Consider the following 18,095-nt stretch of genomic DNA (forward strand, 5'->3'; position numbering starts at 1 on the left):
GCACCTGGGTGCCCGCCGCGCCGTGGCCGCCCCGAACGGGAACCAGGGCCGGCGCGTCCCCCGGGCCGCCGACTACGGAGCCACGGGCTCGGGCGAGCGGCTCATCGTCATGAGCTGGTCGAGGAACTCCGCCGGGATCGGCGTCGGCAGGAAGCCGAGGAACTGGCGCATCGGCATGGACTCCACCATGCGCATCGCGTCCTGGTTCTCCGCGGCGGCAGCCGCCTGCTCCTCGGACATCCCGGCCATGAGGGCCCCGTTGAGCACCGGGCCCACCGTCGTGTGGCCGAACCACTCGCCGACCGTGGAGTCCATGGTGAGGGGCACCATCAGGCGGTCCCCGGCGAGGTCCAGCGGCTGTACGGCGATCACGTCGTGGGCGTTCTCGCCGAGCTGGACCTCGTACCGTCCGGCGGCCACGGTCCAGTCGTCGCGGGTGATGTCCCAGAAGGCGAAGGCACGGCGGTCGAGCTCGATCTCGACGACCTTGCTCTCGCCGGGCTCCAGCGCCACCTTGGCGAAGCCCCGCAGCTCACGGGCGGGGCTGCTGACGGGGCGCGCGGGCGCGCAGACGTAGACCTGCACCACGTGCTTGCCGGAGCGGTCGCCGGTGTTGGTGACGGTGACCGTGGCCCTGGCGGTGTCCTCGCCGGTCGCGGCGACCTGGAAGCCGCTCTGTTCGAACGTGGTGTAGCCGAGGCCGTGGCCGAAGGGGTAGCGGACGGCGACGTCGGCACTCTCGTAGTAGCGGTAGCCGACCATCACGCCCTCGCCGTACCGGACATGGCCCTGCTCACCGGGGAAGTTGAGGTAGGCGGGGTTGTCGTTGAGCCGGAACGGGATGGACTCCGCGAGGCGCCCGGACGGGTTGACCCGGCCCGTGAGCACGTCGGCTATGGCGCCGCCGCCGGCCTGGCCGGGCAGCCATGCCTCCACGATCGCGTCCACCTCGTCGTGCCATCCCTCCAGGGTCACCACCCCGCCGTTGAGCACCACGACGACGGTACGGCGGGCCGCCCGGGCCACGGCCCGCACCAACTCGACCTGGTCCTCGGGGAGCTGGATGTGGCCGCGGTCGAAGCCCTCGGACTCGTCCGCCTCGCGCAGGCCGATGACCAGGACCGCGGTGTCGGCCCCGGTCGCGAGCGCGACGGCCTCCTCGCGCAGCCGCACCGCGTCCGTCTGCCCCGCGATGTCGTAGCCCCGGGCGAAACCGACCTCCGCCTCCGGCAGCAGGGCGCGCAGCTCGGCGAGAGGGCTGTCGACCCGGGTGGCGTTGACATGGGAGCTGCCACCCCCCTGGTAGCGCAGCTGCTCCGCGAACTCGCCGACGACGGCGACACGTCCGGTCGGCGCGAGCGGCAGGGCGCCGTCCCGGTTCCTCAGCAGGACCAGGCACTCGCCGGCGACCTCGCGGGCGAGCCGGTGGTGGGCCTCGTGGTCCAGTTCGACCTCACCCGCGGGCCGGACACGCCCGGCGAGGTCGCGCAGGCGTGCCAGAGCCGTGTCGACCACCGACTCCTCAAGACGGCCCGACCGCACCGCCTCGGCGACCTCGGCGTCGGTGACGCCGTCGTTGCCGGGCATCTCCAGGTCCATCCCGGCCGCCAGCGCCGCGACGCGGTCGCCGACGGCGCCCCAGTCGGAGACGACCAGCCCGTCGAAGCCCCACTCCTCGCGCAGCACCTGGGTGAGCAGCCAGCGGTTCTCGGCGGCCTGGACCCCGTTGATCTTGTTGTAGGAGCACATGACGGTGGCCGGACGCGCCTGCTTCACGATGCGCTCGAAGGCCGGGAAGTAGATCTCGCGCAGGGTGCGGTCGTCGACGTCGGAGCTGACCCGCATCCGGTCGGTCTCCTGGTTGTTGGCCGCGAAGTGCTTGACCGACGCGGCGATACCCCCGCTCTGGATCCCCTCGACGAGGCCCGCGCCGAGTACGCCGCTGATCAGCGGGTCCTCGGAGAGGTACTCGAAGTTGCGGCCGCACAGCGGGGAGCGCTTGATGTTGATCGCGGGGCCGAGGAGGACGTCCACGTCGAGTGCGCGGGCCTCGACGGCCAGCGCCTCGCCGACCCGGCGGACGAGGTCGGGGTCCCAGCTGGAGCCGAGGGCGGCACCGGGCGGGAAACAGGTGGCGGGCTCGCTGCGGTGGACTCCGAGGTGGTCGGTCTCGCCCTTCTGGCGCCGGACGCCGTTCGGGCCGTCGCTGAGCACCAGCGCGGGGAATCCGGCCCCCTCGTCGGGCTTGCTGGACCACATGTTCAGCCCGGAGAGCAGCGCGGTCTTCCGGTCCAGATCGAGCTCGGTGGGGTTCTGGGACATGATGCGAGTTCCTCGGAGTGGTCGGTGGCGGACGGACGGACGGCCGTCGGCGATCGGCGAGCGGAACGGCTCGTGAGAGCGCTTTCAGGTGGATCGTAGTACAAAACCGAATATGGCTCGGTTTTGGTGCGTGCCGGGGGCGCGTCTTCGGGGGTGGCCGTGAGGGGTGCCTGCGGTGGACTGGTGCGGGGAGCGCGGTCGCGAAGGCCCGGTGAAGGGTGTCTCCGGTTCAGCGGACTCCCCGGATGGGCCGTACGGTCAGCCCGCCGGCCACCGCGACCCCCGCCGCGCTCAGGAAGAGAAGCGGGTAGTTGTCCCCACCGCCCACGGCGAGGATGAACGGCGCGAGCAGCGGGGCGACCGACTGCGGCAGGGCGGCGGCGATGGCGAAGACACTCATGTACTTCGCGCCCTCCGTCTCCCGGTTGGGGATGACGTCGGTGATGAGGGCGATGTCCACGGCGCCGAACATGCCCGCCCCCAGCAGGATGATCTGCGAGCCGACGAACACCTGCGCGAACGACGAGGCGAAGGCGATCACGACGAAACCGACGGCGAACGCGGTCGCGGCGAGGTAGATGAACCGTTTCCTGCGCCGCAGCCGGTCCGAGAGGATGCCGCTCACGACGGCGCCCGCGGAGGTCATCAGCAGGCCGACACCTCCGGTGAGCGCCAGCAGCCCCGTCACCTTGCTCAGCTCGTAGTGCAGATGGTCGGTGAGGAAGTAGAGCTGATACGTCGACAGGAACATGAGGCTGAGCTGGATCAGGAACCGGCCGCCCCAGGTCCAACCCAGGTCGGGGTGGCGGCGGGGGTTGAAGGTGAGGTCGCGGAACATGGCCACCAGCCCCTGCCGTTCCCGGTCCGCGCGCCGGACCGCCGGATCGGGCAGGAAGAGGACCACGGGGAGCAGGGCCAGGCAGGCGATGACCGCGGGGACCAGGAAGAGCAGCAGCCCGGAATGCCGAAGCGGTGTGGCCAGCTGGAAGCCGGCGACCCCGGCGATCTGCGCGGTGAAGCCGAGCATGCCGGAGACCTTGCCGCGCTGCTGCTCCGGCACCTGGTCGGGGAGCATCGCCACCAGCGGAGTCATGAGCGCGCTGAGCCCGATCTGGCCGACGACGAAACCGGCCAGCAGGACGGGCACCGACGCGCCCGCGCCGGTGACGGCCGCTCCGGCCAGCAGGACCGGCATCCCGGCGAGCATCCAGGGCTTGCGGCGCCCCAGCCGGGACGCGGTGTTGTCGCTGAGCACCCCGAAGGCCAGGCCGGACACCATGCCGACCAGGGTTCCCGCGCCCACCACCAGGCCCAGGCTGCCGGTCTTGCCGTCCGGGTCGATGGTCTCCAGTCGCATCGCCAGCGACACCAGCAGTGGGGTCATCACGGCGACGTAGACGCCCAGATAGGCGATCACGTACAGGGTGATGAACCGGCGACTGACCGGCGGGAGTCCGCCCTGTGGACCCTTCGGGCCGTCCTCGATGGCGGGAGGCCCGGCGGCGTGCTGTGTCATCTTGGCCTCCGGCCGTACGGACACGTGAGGGTACACGTGTGGGGAAGGGGGGCGAAACGGGCACCGGATGCCGGAGTGCCCGTACCGGATTACTGGTGGGTTCCGCCGTCGATGCGGATCTCGGTGCCGGTGAGGAAGGCCCCGTCGTCGGAGACGACCATGGCGACGACCCCGGCGACGGCGTCGGGGGAGCCGAAACCCTCACCGATGGCGGGGGTGAGCTTGGCGAGGAGGCTCCAGTCGGTGTCCTCGGGCATGAGGGAGAAGATGTTCTCCGTGATGCCGGAGGAGATGCTGCCGGGGTTGACGTTGACCGCGCGCAGACCCTGCTTGCCGTATTCCTGGGCGATGCTGTGGGTGAAGGAGAGGATGCCGCCCTTGCTCGCGGAGTAGGCGGCCATCATCGGGTGGGCGAACTGGGCCGAGGTGGAGCTGAAGTTGACCACCACGCCCTTGCCGGTCTCCAGCAGGGCGGGCAGGGCGGCGCGGGTGACCAGGAAGGTGCCGGTGAGGTTCACCCCGATGACCTGGTTCCACAGGTCGAGGGAACACGTGTGGGTGTGGGCCCCGCGCAGCATGCCGGCCACGTTGACCAGGGCGTCGAGCCCGCCCAGCGAGGCGATGGCGTCGGCCACGACGCTCCCCACGGCGGTTTCGTCGGACACGTCGAGTACGGCGGTGTTCAGCCGCTCGCCGGTGCCAGCCTTGGCCGCGAGCTCCGCGGTCTCGGCGAGACCGTCCGCTGCGATGTCGGTCCCGGTGACCCGGGCTCCCTCGGACAGGAGCCGGAGTGCGGTGGCGCGGCCTATGCCCGAGGCGGCGCCCGTGACGAGGATGCGGCGGTCGGTGAGTCGTTGCATGGGTGTTCCCTCGTGTTGTCGCGGTGAGAGCTTGCCTCGCGCCGCTTCGTCGGGGAAGCGGGCGCGGCGTCCCGTCGATCGGGACCGGGCGGGAAGACAGGAGCAAGGCCCCGGATGCCGTCGGGGTGGGGATGCTCCGCTCGGCTCGGCTGACCCTTGCGGGATGCCGGGCCGGGCGGACCGGTGCGAACCGGAAGTTCACACGCCAGAAACCTAGCTTTGTTCGGTTTTCATGGCCAGGGTTTTGGTCGGAAAGTTTTTTGAAGTCGCTTCTCGTGGACCGATTCAGGGTGAGCGCGGCATGCCTGCGGCTGTCCTGGACGACTACGCCGGCCGTTTGCCTGGCGTGGCGTCGGTCGGTCTGTCGGTACCTCCCGCCGACTCCGAGCCCGCGACCTCACACCGCGGCACGACGGGACATGCGGTCGGGATGACGCTGCCGGGAGGCGAGAGCATCCTCGCCGAACCGGAGCAACGGTTCGTCCGACTCGAGAACGGCGCCACCCCGTGCGAGGCACCCGGGGGTGCAGATCCATTTCTGCAGGACATGTTCCGTCATGCCGCGGCCGCGGGTGACGTCGGTGACGGCGATTTGGGTGGGTGAGGGGGGAAGGCCGGCCCGGGCCTTCAGGGGTCCGTGAGCTGCACGAGCTCCTCGGCATGCCGGTCGGTGAAGCGACCGCCCACATCACCCGCGGCCGCCTTGCACGCCTCACCCGCCAGGGTTTCTCACCCAGCCCGAACGAGGCCGCCACCAGAAACGGGTTTGACGTCCACGCGGCTCAGAGCACATCGAGGAGGGCCGCTTCGCCGAGCGTGTGCGACTCCATCAGCAGGGGCTGTTCCGTCCAGATCGACTTGCCGTCAGAGGTGTAGCGCGTTCCCCAGCGCTGGCAGAGCGCCGAGACCAGCTGAAGGCCGCGGCCGCCCTCGTCGGTGTCGCCGGCATGCCGGATGCGGGGGGTGGTGAGGCTCCCGTCCGAAACCTCGCAGATCAGCGTCCGGCTGCGCAGCAGTCGAAGGCGTATGGGGCCACGCGCATGCCGGATGACGTTGCCGACAAGCTCGCTGACGACGATCTCCGTGGTCATGACGAGATCTTCGAGAAGCCATTCGGCCAGTTGCCGTCGGACGTGGGCGCGTGCCTCGCCCGCTGCTACAGGGTCTTCGGGCAGTGTCCACGACGCGATGTCCCGGTCCGCGAGAACACGGGTCCGGGCCACGAGGACGGCCGCGTCGTCGTCGGCACGGCCGTGGGTGGGAATGAGAGTGGAGGTCAGGGAGTCGCACAGCTGAAGCAGCCGTTCGGCCTCGGCCTCGTCATTCGCCTCGTCCGTCTCCTCCTTTGTCTGTTCCGTCTGTTCCGCCAGTTCCGGTCGCACCGGTTCGCGCCCGCCGTTCGGGCGAGGGGCAGATGCTGTGGAGAGATGCCGGCCGATCGTCTCGGCCAGCAGGTCCATGCCGGTGTCGATGTCGCGGAGGGAGGATTCGATGAGGCCGTCGGTGTAGGCCACGATCAAGCTGCCCTCGGACAGCCGGAACTCGGCGGTCTCGAACGGCGGTGTGCCCGCTCCCAGTGGGGGATTGGCGGGAAGGTCCGGGAAGGAGATCGTCCCTGTGGGGTCGACGACGGCGGGTGGCGGGTGCCCGGCGCTGGCCATCGTGCAGGTCCCCTCGGCGGGGTCGTACACGGCGTACAGGCAGGTGGCGTAGAAGTCGTCGCCGAAGCCACTGACCAGGTCGTTGAGGGTGGCCAGCAGTTCGTCCGGCGGCAGTTCGAGCCCGGCGAGGGTGTGGACGGCCGTACGCAGCCGTCCCATCGTCGCCGCCTCGGACACTCCGTGGCCCATCACGTCGCCGATGACCAGGGCCACGCGGTCGGACGACAGCGGAATCAGGTCGTACCAGTCGCCTCCGACCTGTATGCCCTCGTCGGCGGCCGGCAGGTAGCGGGCCGCGGCCGTGAGTGCGGGCACCGACGGCAGCGTACTGGGCAGCAGACCGCGTTGCAGTGCCTGGGCACGGGCGTGCTCGGCGTCGTACAGCCGGGCCCGTTCCAGGGCCTGGGCGATGAGGCCGCCGAGTGCGCCCAGCAGGGTGCGCTCCTCCTTGCCGAAGGCGCGGGGCGTGTCGAAGGAGAGGACGCAACAGCCGATGGCGTGTCCGGAGACGATGAGCGGGAGTACCGCCCCGGCGCTCATCTGCGCCAGGGCGGGCAGATCGGCTGTCCGCGGGTGGGCGTCGGCATACTCGGACACTGAGGTGAAGTACTGGGGGACACCCGTGCGCAGCACCTCTCGGCTGGCCGAGCCGCCGGTGGTCATGACCTCGACGAGGCGGGAGCGGAACGCCTCCGGGAAGCCGAACGCGCCGACCAGGTGCAGCTCATCTCCCTCGACGGACATCATCAGCAGCCCTGTGGCGCCGAAGGGCGGCAGAACCCGTTCCGCCACGGCGGAGACGACCTCGTCCACGGTGATCGCCCTGGAGAGGGCTCGGGTCAGTTCCTCGACCCGGGCCGCCCGCTCTGCTGTCGCGCGCTCTTCGGCGGCGCGCTCGGCATCCCGTTGCCGTCTTTCGGTGACATCGGTGAAGTAGAGGGTCTGGCCGTCGGGGACAGGCACCAGACGTACGTGGTACCAGCGCCCGTCGCCCGGCCACCGGACCTCGAAGCCGACCGGTGCCCGCCGTGCGGCGGCGCTCCGGCAGCGTTGCTCGATGCCGGACCCACGGGCCTCCCCGATGTCCCACAGTGTCTGCCCGACGATGCGATGGGAGGAGCCGAGCAACTGTTCCGCCCTGACGTTGACGAACGAGATCCGCCACTCGGCATCGACCGCGAGGAAGCCATCGCTCATGTGTCGCAGGGCGCGTCCGGCCGCGTCCATGGCCAGGCGGGTCTCGGTGATGTCCCACAGCGTGCCCATCATGCGGGCGGGTTCTCCGTCCTCGCCGACCACGACCCGGCCGCGGGCCTCGACCCAGCCGGTGGTGCCGTCCCGGCGGCACACCCGGTACTCGGAGCCGTATTCGCCCCGGTCGTGGATGGCCTGCTCGGTTCCCGCCAGTACCCACGGCAGGTCTTCGGGGTGGACCAGGGCCACCCAGCTTTCGACCCGCCCGTCGAAGGAGCCCGGCTCGATTCCCAGCACCCGCAGCATGACCTCGTCCCAGACGACCTCGCCCGTGCGGATGTCCCAGTCCCAGGTGCCGACGTGCACCGCGTTGAACGCCGCCTGGTGGAGCCCGGGGGCGGAGGGCGACTCGTCCTGCCACCAGACGGGGCGCACCTCCTGCCCTGCGGCCGCGGGGCGCCGCAGCTCGTCGGAAAGCCACCGGGTGAGGGCTGCCAGGAAGGCATAACGGGCAGAGGTCTGAGGGCCGGGCAGTACGGTCACGACCGAGAGCACGCCGAGCGGCAGGTCGGGGCCGGGCAACGGGACGGCCACCACTCCTGTCCCGGCCGGGGGCATGTAGCCGCTCGGAACCTCGTCGGCCGGCTGCCACACGGTGGTATTGCGCTGCGCGGCGACGGCCGGGGCGAGCGCCGCGTCCCAGGCGATGTCACCCCACAGCCGGGAGATGTCGGGGGGCAGTCCGGCAGCTGTCGTCAGCCGCAGCCGACGGCTGCCTCCGGGGCCGCGCAGGTGTACGAACCCGCCGAGCCCGCCGAGATCGGCTATCGCCTGGTGCAGGGCCAGCCGTAGAACGTCCGCCTCGCTCTGGTCCTCTTCCAGAGCGGCGAGCATGCGTAGCCGACCGGTCCCGGACGGTTCCATCGTGTCCTCGGGGCCTCGCGGAAAACCAACCTCATGCATGCGTCCGTCCCCGCGTCTTCAGGGATTCAGCCCATACGAATCACTATACGATCTCAGTGTTTGCGGTGAGTGACCACTTGCGGAAACGGGGGGCGACACGGGTGGGTGTCACAGACCCCGCAGGTGGGGGCGCGCCTCATCGCACGCGAAACAACGGGCCGTCCCGGACGGGTGGATCTGGACGGCGTCATAACGGAATGTGTCCTTCCCGCAGGTGACGCAGACCACCTTGTTCCACTGTGCATCGGAGTCCTCGTCGCTGCTCCCCGGCTCGTCGCGCCAGTCCGCACCCGGGCTCGTGGCGAGCACGGTCGACCGGAACCAACCGATCCGGCGCAGCGCCCAAGCCAGGGGCGGGGGCAGGAACCAGGCGAGAAGCAGCGGTACGAGGGTGTCGTACGAGCCGGGGACGTGCGCGGTCACCAGGGCGATGGCCACGGAACTCACCGCCACCATGGCGATGACCTCGGGCCAGCCCACGGGGATCAGGTAGGCACGGCGATGCTCCGTCCAAGTGGTTCCCAGGCGCTCGCGGCCGCCCCGGCGCGCGACGAAGTCGGTGAGCAGCAGGCTCAGCCAGGCGGTGAGCGGAACTCCCATCAGCCCGGCGACGTAGCCCAGGTTGCCGATCACGTCGAACAGCGAGACCAGGAAGGCCCCGAGCCCCGTGAGCAGGAGGAACGCGCGCCGCCCCCAAGGCAGTCGCAGCAGCCGCGCCGAGAAGTTGGTGAGAGCCACCGAGGAGCCGTAGTAGTTGACGAACTGGACCTTCAGCTGGGTGACGATCACCCAGAGCAGTCCGGTGACGCCCATGAGCTCGACGCTGTACTCCCCGGGGTTCACCGAACCGGTGCGAGCGGTGATCACCGCTCCGACGACGACCTCCAGCACCCACAGCGCCATCATCAGCGCGGCTCCTGCGGGCACCGCCCATCGGCGGTCACGGCGCATGACGAACCGGCCGTAGTCGCCGAGCGCCAGGCTGAGGATGGGCACGATCGACAGGGGGATCGCGGACGCCTGGGCCAGCGCGGGAAGGGTGACCCCGATCGGAACCGTGCCGGCGACGGGTTCACCGAGGGACTTCACCAGCAGGTACGCGACGCCGATGAAGAACAGCGGAACCGTCGCCCACTGCAGCCAGGCGATCTGCGACACGCCGTACCAGGTGAGCGGGACCACCACCAGGGCGCTCACGAGGTACAGCATCCAGAGCGGCGGCGCGGACCACCGGGCGTGCACGGCGGTGGCGATGAAGGAGCACTCGAAGGCCGCGTAGGCGATCCACGTGAGCGCGTAGGCGAGCAGGTTGACGGCGGAGCCGAGGAAGCCGAACCCGGCACCTCGCGACATGGCGTCCACGCCCATGCTCGTCCCCGATCCGTGCCAGGCGACGACGGAGCAGGAGACGGTGCCCACGACGAAACCGAAGACCGCCGCGATGACGGTGGTGGCGATGCCGTACGAGGTCGCCATCGAGCCGCCGAGGGCGAAGACGAAGACGGACGTCACCGCCCCCATGGCCAGCACGGGGAAGTCACGTCCCGGGCGCTTGGTGGCGAAGGGCACCTTGCTCACGGCGTAGTCGTCACCGGCGTCGGGATGCCCGTGGTCACGGGTACGGGGGCTACGAATCCTCATGGTCAGGTGAATCACCTCAACACCCGCCATGGTCACACTGCGACGGGTCGGACGCGAACAGGACAGCCGTCGTTGGACGGCCCCCGGCGTCAGTCGGCGGACGGCCGCCGCACCACTCGACAGACGGCCCGCTTCCCGCAACCGGCCCGCGGCCGGTACCACGGGTGGCGCCGGCTCACTCGCGTCGGCGGTGTCGTCCCGCCGTGGTGTCGTCGAAACTCACACGTCGCGGGAGTGGTCCCGGGTATCCGTCGCGCAGGCGGGCTTTCATCACCTCTTCCGTCAGGGCGGCTGTCACCGGACCGGGGGCCGGGGGCGGCGCCCAGGCTGCCGGAATGCCCGGAGGAGGCTCCGGTGCCGGCGCATCGGCACTCGGGGCCGGGACGGGCGGCGTCGCCCGGTGCCCGGCATGGCGCCGTCCCGCAGGGGACGACCCGCCGCGTCGGCCCGTGGTCGGCCCCGGCGGTCCCTCGGCCGAGCCCAAGGACCGGTTGAAGGTGTCGGCGACCCAGGTGTTGGCAAGGTTCAGGGCGCCCGGCAGACCTGGCCCCACGGGGGCGAGCAGCATCACGAGCGCCCCGGCCGCCACACCCCACGTCCCTGGCATGAACAGTACGAACCCGAGCCCGCCGACGGCGCATCCCCACAGGTTCCGTCGGCTCGAACTCCGCCGCAGCCCGACCGCGGCGACCACGCAGACCCCCACGAACGCACCGGCGTTCAGCGCCAGGTTGAACCGGAGGTCCGGGGACAGAGCCCGAAGCGGGCCGAGAGCCGCCGCGCCCGCCTCGCCGTCCAGGACGCGCCAGGTGAGCAGATTGACGGCGGCGGCCAGCGCGCCCAGCAGACCCGCCGCGAGAGCTCGCCGTAACAGTGCGCCGCTCGCCACCCGCCGTACCTCAGGGCGGGCCGCGCGGTCCGGCCACTGACGGGCCGGTACGGATTCCGGAAGCCGCCGAACGGCGATCGCGAGGCCCAGGGCGCCCAGCGCGGAACCGGCCAGAAACATGGCCCGCCAGCCGTGCGTGGGAAGCACGACAGGCGCGAGCATCATGGCGCCGACCCCGCCGACGGGCATCGCCGCCATGGACATTCCGGCGGCCCGCCTGGCCCGCCCCGGCGGCATGGACTGCCTGCACGCGGTCAGCACGCAGGGCATGACGGCGCCCAGCCCCAGCCCCGCCAGTCCCCGGAACGCGGCAAGCTGCAGCGGATCGTCGGCCAGAGCGCACGCCGCCGTCCACACGCCGGACCAGCAGACCTGGACGAGAACCACCGGTCGCAGGCCGAACCGGTCGACCAGCGCTCCGGAGAGCATCCCGCCGGCCAGCACCCCGACATAGACGGTGCTGCCGACGGCGCCGGCGGTCGCCGCGTCGAGGTGCCATCCCGGCTCGTCGAGCAACGGGTCCAGCAAGGCGCTGTAGACGATCAGGTCATAGCTCTGCACCAGGACCAGGAGGGCACACAGCAGCGCCACGCCGCGTCCGATGGCCATGCCCTGTCTGTCAGCGTGTGTCATGTGCCGCCTCCCCGCTCCGTTCGGCATGCGACATGCGGCTGTCGCATGGTGACCGCACCCTCGAACGTGCCAAACCGGGCGACACCGGCCATGGCGACAGGTGTGCACCAGGCACAGTTCTCGGTACGGACACGGCACACGGCGCGTTCAACGACCGCTGCCGACGGACGGAAGACGACTGCCCGCACTCGGCCCCGCGGGTAGGGGGAAGCACTCCCGGCCCCGGGGCCCCGACGTCGGGCACGGCAAGGTCCCGGACGCCGCTTGCGTCGGGGACGTCGGACCTGATCAGCCCACGCACACGGAGGGCGTCCCACAGACCGTCCGGAACGGGCTGATGGTGCAGTCCCGCGATTCGTGCCACCTGTTCCGATGCCGGAGGCCTCACGCAGCTTCTCCAGCCGAGCCCGGTCGCACTCGGAGGCAGTGTGGTGCCACAGAGCCACCGGTACGGCGGGGGTGACCGGGTTGTTGTCGACCCACCCCGTGTCGATCCTGCGAAACGGGACGTGCGGGGTCGGTGTGCCGATGTCGACCGGGCCGAGCTGTGCCTGGCACTTCGACGGCAGGCTGGAGTCGGAATCGGCGAAGGCCATCACCTCGCCGTTCTCGACGACGGTTTCGAGGGTGGTCTTGACCATGTCCAGGAAGCCGTCGTCGCCGGTCACCATGGCGGCGGCGAGCGCCACCACGTATGGCGCGTGCCCCACACTGGGCAGGCCGTGCGGCCACGACCAGCCGTAGTGGCCTCCGTACCAGCGGCCCTCCAGGAGGCTGCCGACCACGCCGTCCGGAGCCACGTTGTCGGGCAGGACCCCGCCGTTGGCCTCCACCCGCTCGCGCCACGCTCCGACGTACTCGGTGATCCAGTCGCGGTAGCGGTCCTCGCCGGACAGGATCCACGCGTTGAGGACCAGACCGGCGGCCGCGGGGTTCGCGGCCGTGTCGCCCGTCCCCGCGCGCTCGCGCATCTCCCGGCCCAGCCGGGGATCCTCGGAGAGCGGGTGGTACGGCGCGTCGGCCGGCAGGATCCAGTCGAGCGGGAAGCCGCAGGTTTCCGCCTCCTGGAGACGTCAGGGGTAGACGTCGCCGTCGAACAGGCCGGTGCGGTCGGGGTCGCTGCCGTTGTGCGACGGGTGACGGCGCGCCGCTCGGCGTCGTAGTCGCCCTCGGCGGGGTCGACGTACAACTCGGCGAACCGCAGGGCGCGTTCGGACCAGCGCTCAGGGGCGGCCCTGCACAGGAGGTGGAGCATCAGCAGGCTCTCGGCCTGGTGGAATCAGTCATAGCCGCGCTCGGACCAGCGACTTCGGGCTGCACGACACCCCCGGGCCTCCTTCCGAAGCCGCAGTCGAGGAGCATGCCGCGATCTACGCGGCCATCCGGGACGGTCGGCCCGAGGCTGCTGCCGACACCACAGCTGCGCACCTCGACAGGACACTCGAGGACGACCGGCAGTAGATCCAGCGGAGGGTGTTCGGGCAGCGGGAGAAGGGACGGGCGTAAGGACGACCGTCGTGTGGAACGGCGCTGGGCCCTTGTCGACGCGACCCGGCAGGGGCGCGAGGACTCGGCGCGGTGACCTGTCGGGGCGAGCCGGTCGCAGGTCGCGCCTGGATCGGAAGGTCGGTGGCGTGCCTGCTCGCCCTTGGCTCTCCGTCCGGCGACGGGGCGGCCGGGAATTCGCGGAGTTCGTCCCCCACCGGCCGGTCCCGCTTCGGCGTCGGCGGCGAACCGCCCGCGGCGACGCGGTCCCGACCGGGCACGATCATGCGCCGAGGCCCCAGTGCTCCGCGACGTCGAGAGGCGGTTCGTGGACGTCCCGCGGGTCCGGACCGATCAGCCGGGTGGTTCCGGTGGGTGAGCCGTCGAGGTCGTGCGCCGGCCAGCCCGGATCGCCGGTGCGCAGGAACCGGCTCCAGGCGGTGGCGAGTTGGTCGCGGACGGCCCGGTTGTCAGGGGTGTCGATGTCCAGGGCCGTGAGTCTGTCACCCAGGTAGAACGACTCGGCTCCGTGGAACGCGCCCGTGCCGGCTCCGAAGGGTTCGGCGGACAGAAGATAGCTGTGGGCGGGGCCGCCGGCCGATATCTGGGCGCGGGCGAGCCGGGCGGACGGAACGCGGTAGACGGCGTCGCTGAGAAACGCCGTACGCAGGTCGCGCAGTTCGTCCGGTGCCATGGGGGAGGTCCCGCCGGGCCGGGGGAGCGCGGCCCGGAGCCGTACGCGGTACGCCTCCAGGAGGGCCGGCGGGTCGGCGATGTTCGCCCGGGCCATCTCGGCCGTCAGAGCGTCCTCGTCGGCTGGGCGGTAGCCGGCGCCACCGAGCTCCGCCCACATCCGGATCTCGTCGCGGTTGGCACCGATCAGGAGCGGGATGCCGACGGCGGCCCCGGCCGCGACGGCGTCGAGGGGGCGCTCAGGCAGCACCGTGCCGTCCTGGACCACACCCCAGATACGTCCGCCCGGCAGGTTGCGACGGCCGATGTCGGCGTCGACGACGGAGGACTGCGCGTCGAGGATACGGCCGAGCGGGGCGGTCGCCAGTTCGTCGAGGGATTCGAGGCCCGCAGCGGAGAGGAAGCTCTCGGTGAGTGCCCGCGCGGTGTCGGGGGACTGCACGCGCGTGACGCTGCCGCTCTGCAGGATCGCCTTGTGGAACAGGCCCTTCGCGTCCGGGAGCGCGAGCAGCGCCCCGACGGAGAACGCACCGGCCGACGCACCGGCGACCGTGACGTTGCCGGAGTCGCCGCCGAAACGGCCCACGTTGTCGCGGATCCAGCGCAGGGCGGCCGTCTGGTCCTGGAGGCCGAGGTTGGCACTCGCTGCCCACCGGTCGCCGCCCGCTCCCGCCGGGTGGAGCCAACCGAGCGCCCCGACACGGTAGTTCGCGGCCACCACGACCGCGCCGGTCAGCCGGGAGAGCGCCGCGCCGTCGAAGCTCGGCGGCGACGCCGTGCCCGTCTCGAAGCCTCCTCCGTAGATCCACATCAGCACGGGCAGCCGGCCTTCGAGGCCGGGTGTCCACACGTTCAGGTAGAGACAGTCCTCGGAGAACGTGCCGTCGGCGGCGCCGAGGGCACGGGCGACGCTGACCGCGTGGGGACCGAGCGCCTCCAACTCGGGTGTGATCCCGGCGTGCTGGGCCGGTGCCGCCGGGAACCCCGCGGCGTCGCGGACACCGGACCACGGCACGGCGGGCTCCGGCGGTCGCAGCCGCAGCCCGCCCACAGGGGGAGCGGCGAAGGGGATTCCGGCGAAGCACAAACCTTCGTCGGCGAGGACTCCGCGGACCGCTCCGTGGGTGGTCGCCACCACCGGGCGCGCGGTCGTGTGGGGGTCGGACATCTCGTTTCTGCCTTTCACAGTCGGGTTCGCGCGGGTGCCGGCACCGTGGGCTGCCCGTCCGACGACCCGTCGGGCAGCTCCATCTCCAACAGACACATGGCCAGGGCCTTGCCGTGCGCGTCCAGGGCCAGGGAACGGGTCACCCCGCCGTCCAGTGCGTCCTCCAGGACGAACTTCAATGCTGCCAGCCCTGCCACCTCGTAGCGCCGCACGGTACCCCGGGCGACTTCTGCCAGATGGGTGCGCACCCGGTCCGCCGTCACATGGTCGCGCAGCAGCGGGAAGTCGGCCGGGCGGCGGGCGATCACCGTGATGTCCGCGCACGTGCCCTTGTCCCCCGAGCGGGCGTCGGCGAAGTCGTACAGTCTCATCGGTTCAGGCCTTCAGCAGGTGGACGTCGGTGCGCACCAGACGGCGCGGCAACATGACCGAGGCCACGGCGATGTTCTCCCGCGCGGAACGTGTCGCCCCAGCCCCGCCGGCCGGACCGTTCAGCCACAGCGCCGTCACCTCCCGCCCCACCCGGCGGGCATCGGTCAGTGTGGCGGTACGTGCGGCGACCCGCGCACGGACCTCGGGTGCCGGGCGGTGGCCCGATCCGCCGCCGTCGGGGCCGCGGTGGACGGCGTTGACGCCGATCAGGTCGAACCGCGTCTCCGCACCGTCCAGACCGAGCAGTCGCAGCCGTTCACGGACGATGTCCAGCGCGAGGCGCCCCCGGGCCTCCACGTTCGCGCCGGCGTAGGAGATCTGCCCCTCGCCGATGAAGCCGTCACGGTAGGCCACCGACACCTTCAGCCGGTCCGGGCGTGGTCCGCCGGAGATCCCCGACACGGCCACGCGGTCCTCGTCGACCCGCGTGATGCGGGCCCCGGAGAAGTCGGCCACCGTGTCCGGGGTTACGTACCCGGCGGGGTCGTGCACCTCGTACAACAGCTGCTCGGCGACGGTCGCCTCGGTCACCCGTCCGCCCGAGCCGGGCACCTTCGAGACGCTGAAGGAACCGTCGGCGCAGATGTCGGCGAAGGGGAAACCGAGCCGCGCGAGTCCGGGCACCTCCTTCACCCCGGGATCGGCGAAGTAGCCGCCGGTGACCTGTCCCGCGCACTCCAGGAGGTGCCCCGCGGCCGTACCGCGGGCCAGCGCCTCCCAGTCGTCCTCGGCCCAGCCGAACTCGTGCACCATCGGTGCCAGGAACAGCGACGGGTCGGCCACCCGTCCGCACACCACCACGTCCGCGCCCGTCTGAAGCGCCTCCACCACTGGTCCGATGCCGAGGTAGGCGTTGGCGGCGACGATCCCCTCGCCCAGCCCCGCGACCGTTCCCGAGGCGCCGGTCAACGGCAGATCCGACCCCCGGACGATGTCCAGCACGTCGTCCCCGGTCACCGCCGCGACCCGCAGCCCGTCCAGGCCGAGGCGGTGGGCGACATCGAGGATCGCACGGGCGGCGGCCAGCGGGTTGGCCGCGCCCATGTTGGTCACCACCCGCACGCCACGCGCCACGCACGGTGCGAGGACGGCTTCCATGCGCTCGACGAGCCACTCGTTGAACCCCGAGTCCGCATCGGACAACCGTTCCAACTGGGCCAGTGCCACGGTCCGCTCGGCCAGGCACTCGAACACCAGGTAGTTCAGCGCGCCGCCCTCGACGAGCTCGACCGCAGGCTCCACCCGGTCGTCCGCGAACCCGGCGCCGCAGCCGATCCGCACCGTTCTCATCCGTGCCTCGCGGTCTGTTCGGGGCACACGGGGCGCGGGCCGCCCGCACGCCGTTCATACAGTCCGAAGGGCGACAGCACGGCCGTGTACTGATTGAAACGTTCCATGTGTCGGCCAAGGCTATGCGTGAAAACAGAATGCTGCAAGGTATTGGCATGCCGGCGACCGCGTGGACGGCTGCCGGGACGGTGGACACCTGCGGCCTCCGGGTGGCGGACCCGCCTCCGCGGCCGGCCCTCGGACCGGTCGGGCGGACCCGCCGTGCGTGGACCTTCCCGGCTCCGGCCCGCCTTCGCCGGGGCTCACCGGTCCTGGGCGCGGCCTTCGTAGTCGTGTCGCGCGGCGGCGATGGCGTCATGGTGCGCGTCGGCCCACTCCACGAGGCCTACGACCGGCAGGAGGAACGAGTGCCCCAGCTCGGTGAGGGCGTACTCCACGCGAGGAGGCACCTCCGGGAAGATCGTCCGCCGTACGAATCCGTCCTGTTCCAGTTGGCGCAGGGTGCGCGCCAGCATCTGCTTCGAGATGTCGCCGATCTCCCGCGACAGCTCACTGAAGCGTTTCGTCCCGTCCGCCAGCGTCGTGACGACGAGCAGACTCCACTGGTCGCCGACCCGGTTCAGCACGTCGCGGACGACACAGTGCGGATCGAGTGCGGTCTTCCGCTTCTCCAGGAAGTCCGACGCGGTGTGTGACATGCGAGAGCCCTTCGTTCCCTCCCAGGGTCACACAGATGCGACCTGGTCTCGGCAAAGTTCCTTCTTGTGGGGCGTTTCGGCAGGTCGTACGGTCGGTTTCAGCGGGGACGCCGGATTCTGTCAGATATGAACACAGGGAAGTACTCATGAGCGAGGCCACAGGTTCCGCGGTGACGGCGGTGCCGTCCCAGGACGAGGAGAACGCGGCGGTGGAGGGCGTCATCCGACACCACGTGCTCGCCCTGAACAGCGCCGACGAGGACGCGATCGCCGCCGACTGGGCACCCTCCGGCATTCTGGTCGACGCCTTCCCGCCCTTCGTCTGGGAGGGCGACTCGCCGACGCGGAAGTGGTGGAGGGATCTGCAGGCCGCCATCGGGTCGGCGGGCCTGACCACGGTCGAGTTCGAACTCGGCGACTGGCAGCGGATCTACGTCGCGGGCGACCACGCGTACGCCGTCGCCCACGCCAAGGCGGACGTCTTCGGCCCGGAACTCGCCGTCGAGGCCCGGGGGACCTGGACGTTCGTGCTGACCAGGTCCGGCGAGCAGTGGAAGATCGTGTCGTGGAACTGGGGAGGCCCGCCGAACACACCCGTCCGGCGCTGACGCCCACAACGGTGCACGCCGTGGGGGCACCGGGTTCTCCGG

Annotated in this window: 12 protein-coding genes and 1 pseudogene; 2 read left to right on the forward strand and 11 right to left on the reverse strand. The window is 71.2% G+C overall.

What is annotated here, in order from left to right; translation table 11 throughout:
- Positions 1 to 72 precede the first annotated feature (72 nt).
- The 7 genes and pseudogenes from ACFULQ_RS44065 to ACFULQ_RS44095 form a co-directional block, all read right to left on the reverse strand.
- Positions 73 to 2,322, reverse strand: a complete 2,250-nt coding sequence (locus ACFULQ_RS44065; RefSeq protein ID WP_383556002.1) for a glycoside hydrolase family 3 C-terminal domain-containing protein — start codon at positions 2,320 to 2,322, stop codon at positions 73 to 75.
- Positions 2,323 to 2,551: 229 nt separating this feature from the next.
- On the reverse strand, positions 2,552 to 3,838 hold the full coding sequence (locus tag ACFULQ_RS44070; RefSeq protein WP_383556004.1) for an MFS transporter: 1,287 nt from the start codon (positions 3,836 to 3,838) through the stop codon (positions 2,552 to 2,554).
- Positions 3,839 to 3,927: 89 nt separating this feature from the next.
- A complete protein-coding gene (locus ACFULQ_RS44075; protein WP_383556007.1) occupies positions 3,928 to 4,698 on the reverse strand; it encodes an SDR family NAD(P)-dependent oxidoreductase in 771 nt (256 codons plus the stop codon).
- Positions 4,699 to 5,480: 782 nt separating this feature from the next.
- Positions 5,481 to 8,447, reverse strand: coding sequence for a SpoIIE family protein phosphatase (locus ACFULQ_RS44080; RefSeq protein ID WP_383556009.1), 2,967 nt, complete (start codon positions 8,445 to 8,447; stop codon positions 5,481 to 5,483).
- A gap of 177 nt (positions 8,448 to 8,624) precedes the next feature.
- Positions 8,625 to 10,157, reverse strand: a complete 1,533-nt coding sequence (locus ACFULQ_RS44085) for a purine-cytosine permease family protein (protein ID WP_383556011.1) — start codon at positions 10,155 to 10,157, stop codon at positions 8,625 to 8,627.
- A 175-nt stretch (positions 10,158 to 10,332) separates the two neighbouring features.
- Positions 10,333 to 11,679, reverse strand: coding sequence for an MFS transporter (locus ACFULQ_RS44090; RefSeq protein ID WP_383556014.1), 1,347 nt, complete (start codon positions 11,677 to 11,679; stop codon positions 10,333 to 10,335).
- A gap of 371 nt (positions 11,680 to 12,050) precedes the next feature.
- Positions 12,051 to 12,976, reverse strand: a pseudogene (locus ACFULQ_RS44095) (hypothetical protein); the annotation flags it as partial.
- Positions 12,977 to 12,993: 17 nt separating this feature from the next.
- Between ACFULQ_RS44095 and ACFULQ_RS44100 the strand changes: the two are divergent.
- Positions 12,994 to 13,140 carry an FCD domain-containing protein gene (locus tag ACFULQ_RS44100; protein WP_383556030.1) on the forward strand — a complete coding sequence of 49 codons (147 nt, stop codon included), beginning with the start codon at positions 12,994 to 12,996 and terminating at the stop codon, positions 13,138 to 13,140.
- A 307-nt stretch (positions 13,141 to 13,447) separates the two neighbouring features.
- Here ACFULQ_RS44100 and ACFULQ_RS44105 read toward each other — a convergent pair whose 3' ends face one another.
- The 4 genes from ACFULQ_RS44105 to ACFULQ_RS44120 form a co-directional block, all read right to left on the reverse strand.
- Positions 13,448 to 15,025: a carboxylesterase/lipase family protein gene (locus ACFULQ_RS44105; RefSeq protein WP_383556017.1), complete on the reverse strand. Its 1,578-nt coding sequence runs from the start codon at positions 15,023 to 15,025 to the stop codon at positions 13,448 to 13,450.
- A 14-nt stretch (positions 15,026 to 15,039) separates the two neighbouring features.
- The gene (locus ACFULQ_RS44110; protein WP_383556020.1) at positions 15,040 to 15,396 is read right to left on the reverse strand and encodes a hypothetical protein; all 357 of its coding nucleotides are present in this window, start codon (positions 15,394 to 15,396) and stop codon (positions 15,040 to 15,042) included.
- Positions 15,397 to 15,400: 4 nt separating this feature from the next.
- Positions 15,401 to 16,747, reverse strand: a complete 1,347-nt coding sequence (locus ACFULQ_RS44115; protein WP_383556023.1) for an acyclic terpene utilization AtuA family protein — start codon at positions 16,745 to 16,747, stop codon at positions 15,401 to 15,403.
- 302 nt (positions 16,748 to 17,049) lie between these two features.
- Positions 17,050 to 17,445: a winged helix-turn-helix transcriptional regulator gene (locus ACFULQ_RS44120; protein WP_383556025.1), complete on the reverse strand. Its 396-nt coding sequence runs from the start codon at positions 17,443 to 17,445 to the stop codon at positions 17,050 to 17,052.
- 146 nt (positions 17,446 to 17,591) lie between these two features.
- Here ACFULQ_RS44120 and ACFULQ_RS44125 point away from each other — a divergent pair, with 146 nt between their 5' ends.
- The gene (locus tag ACFULQ_RS44125) at positions 17,592 to 18,053 is read left to right on the forward strand and encodes a YybH family protein (RefSeq protein ID WP_383556027.1); all 462 of its coding nucleotides are present in this window, start codon (positions 17,592 to 17,594) and stop codon (positions 18,051 to 18,053) included.
- Positions 18,054 to 18,095: the final 42 nt, after the last annotated feature.

Origin of the sequence: Streptomyces sp. NPDC057253 (assembly GCF_042669125.1) — a bacterium.
In the GTDB taxonomy this organism is placed as follows: Bacteria; Actinomycetota; Actinomycetes; order Streptomycetales; family Streptomycetaceae; genus Streptomyces.

Excerpts from the sequence above, each read along its gene's own strand:
- ACFULQ_RS44065 (WP_383556002.1), bottom strand. The coding sequence starts at position 2,322 with ATGTCCCAGAACCCCACCGAGCTCGATCTGGACCGGAAGACCGCGCTG.
- ACFULQ_RS44070 (WP_383556004.1), bottom strand. The coding sequence starts at position 3,838 with ATGACACAGCACGCCGCCGGGCCTCCCGCCATCGAGGACGGCCCGAAG.
- ACFULQ_RS44075 (WP_383556007.1), bottom strand. The coding sequence starts at position 4,698 with ATGCAACGACTCACCGACCGCCGCATCCTCGTCACGGGCGCCGCCTCG.
- ACFULQ_RS44080 (WP_383556009.1), bottom strand. The coding sequence starts at position 8,447 with ATGCTCGCCGCTCTGGAAGAGGACCAGAGCGAGGCGGACGTTCTACGG.
- ACFULQ_RS44085 (WP_383556011.1), bottom strand. The coding sequence starts at position 10,157 with ATGAGGATTCGTAGCCCCCGTACCCGTGACCACGGGCATCCCGACGCC.
- ACFULQ_RS44090 (WP_383556014.1), bottom strand. The coding sequence starts at position 11,679 with ATGACACACGCTGACAGACAGGGCATGGCCATCGGACGCGGCGTGGCG.
- ACFULQ_RS44105 (WP_383556017.1), bottom strand. The coding sequence starts at position 15,025 with ATGTCCGACCCCCACACGACCGCGCGCCCGGTGGTGGCGACCACCCAC.
- ACFULQ_RS44110 (WP_383556020.1), bottom strand. The coding sequence starts at position 15,396 with ATGAGACTGTACGACTTCGCCGACGCCCGCTCGGGGGACAAGGGCACG.
- ACFULQ_RS44115 (WP_383556023.1), bottom strand. The coding sequence starts at position 16,747 with ATGAGAACGGTGCGGATCGGCTGCGGCGCCGGGTTCGCGGACGACCGG.
- ACFULQ_RS44120 (WP_383556025.1), bottom strand. The coding sequence starts at position 17,445 with ATGTCACACACCGCGTCGGACTTCCTGGAGAAGCGGAAGACCGCACTC.
- ACFULQ_RS44125 (WP_383556027.1), top strand. The coding sequence starts at position 17,592 with ATGAGCGAGGCCACAGGTTCCGCGGTGACGGCGGTGCCGTCCCAGGAC.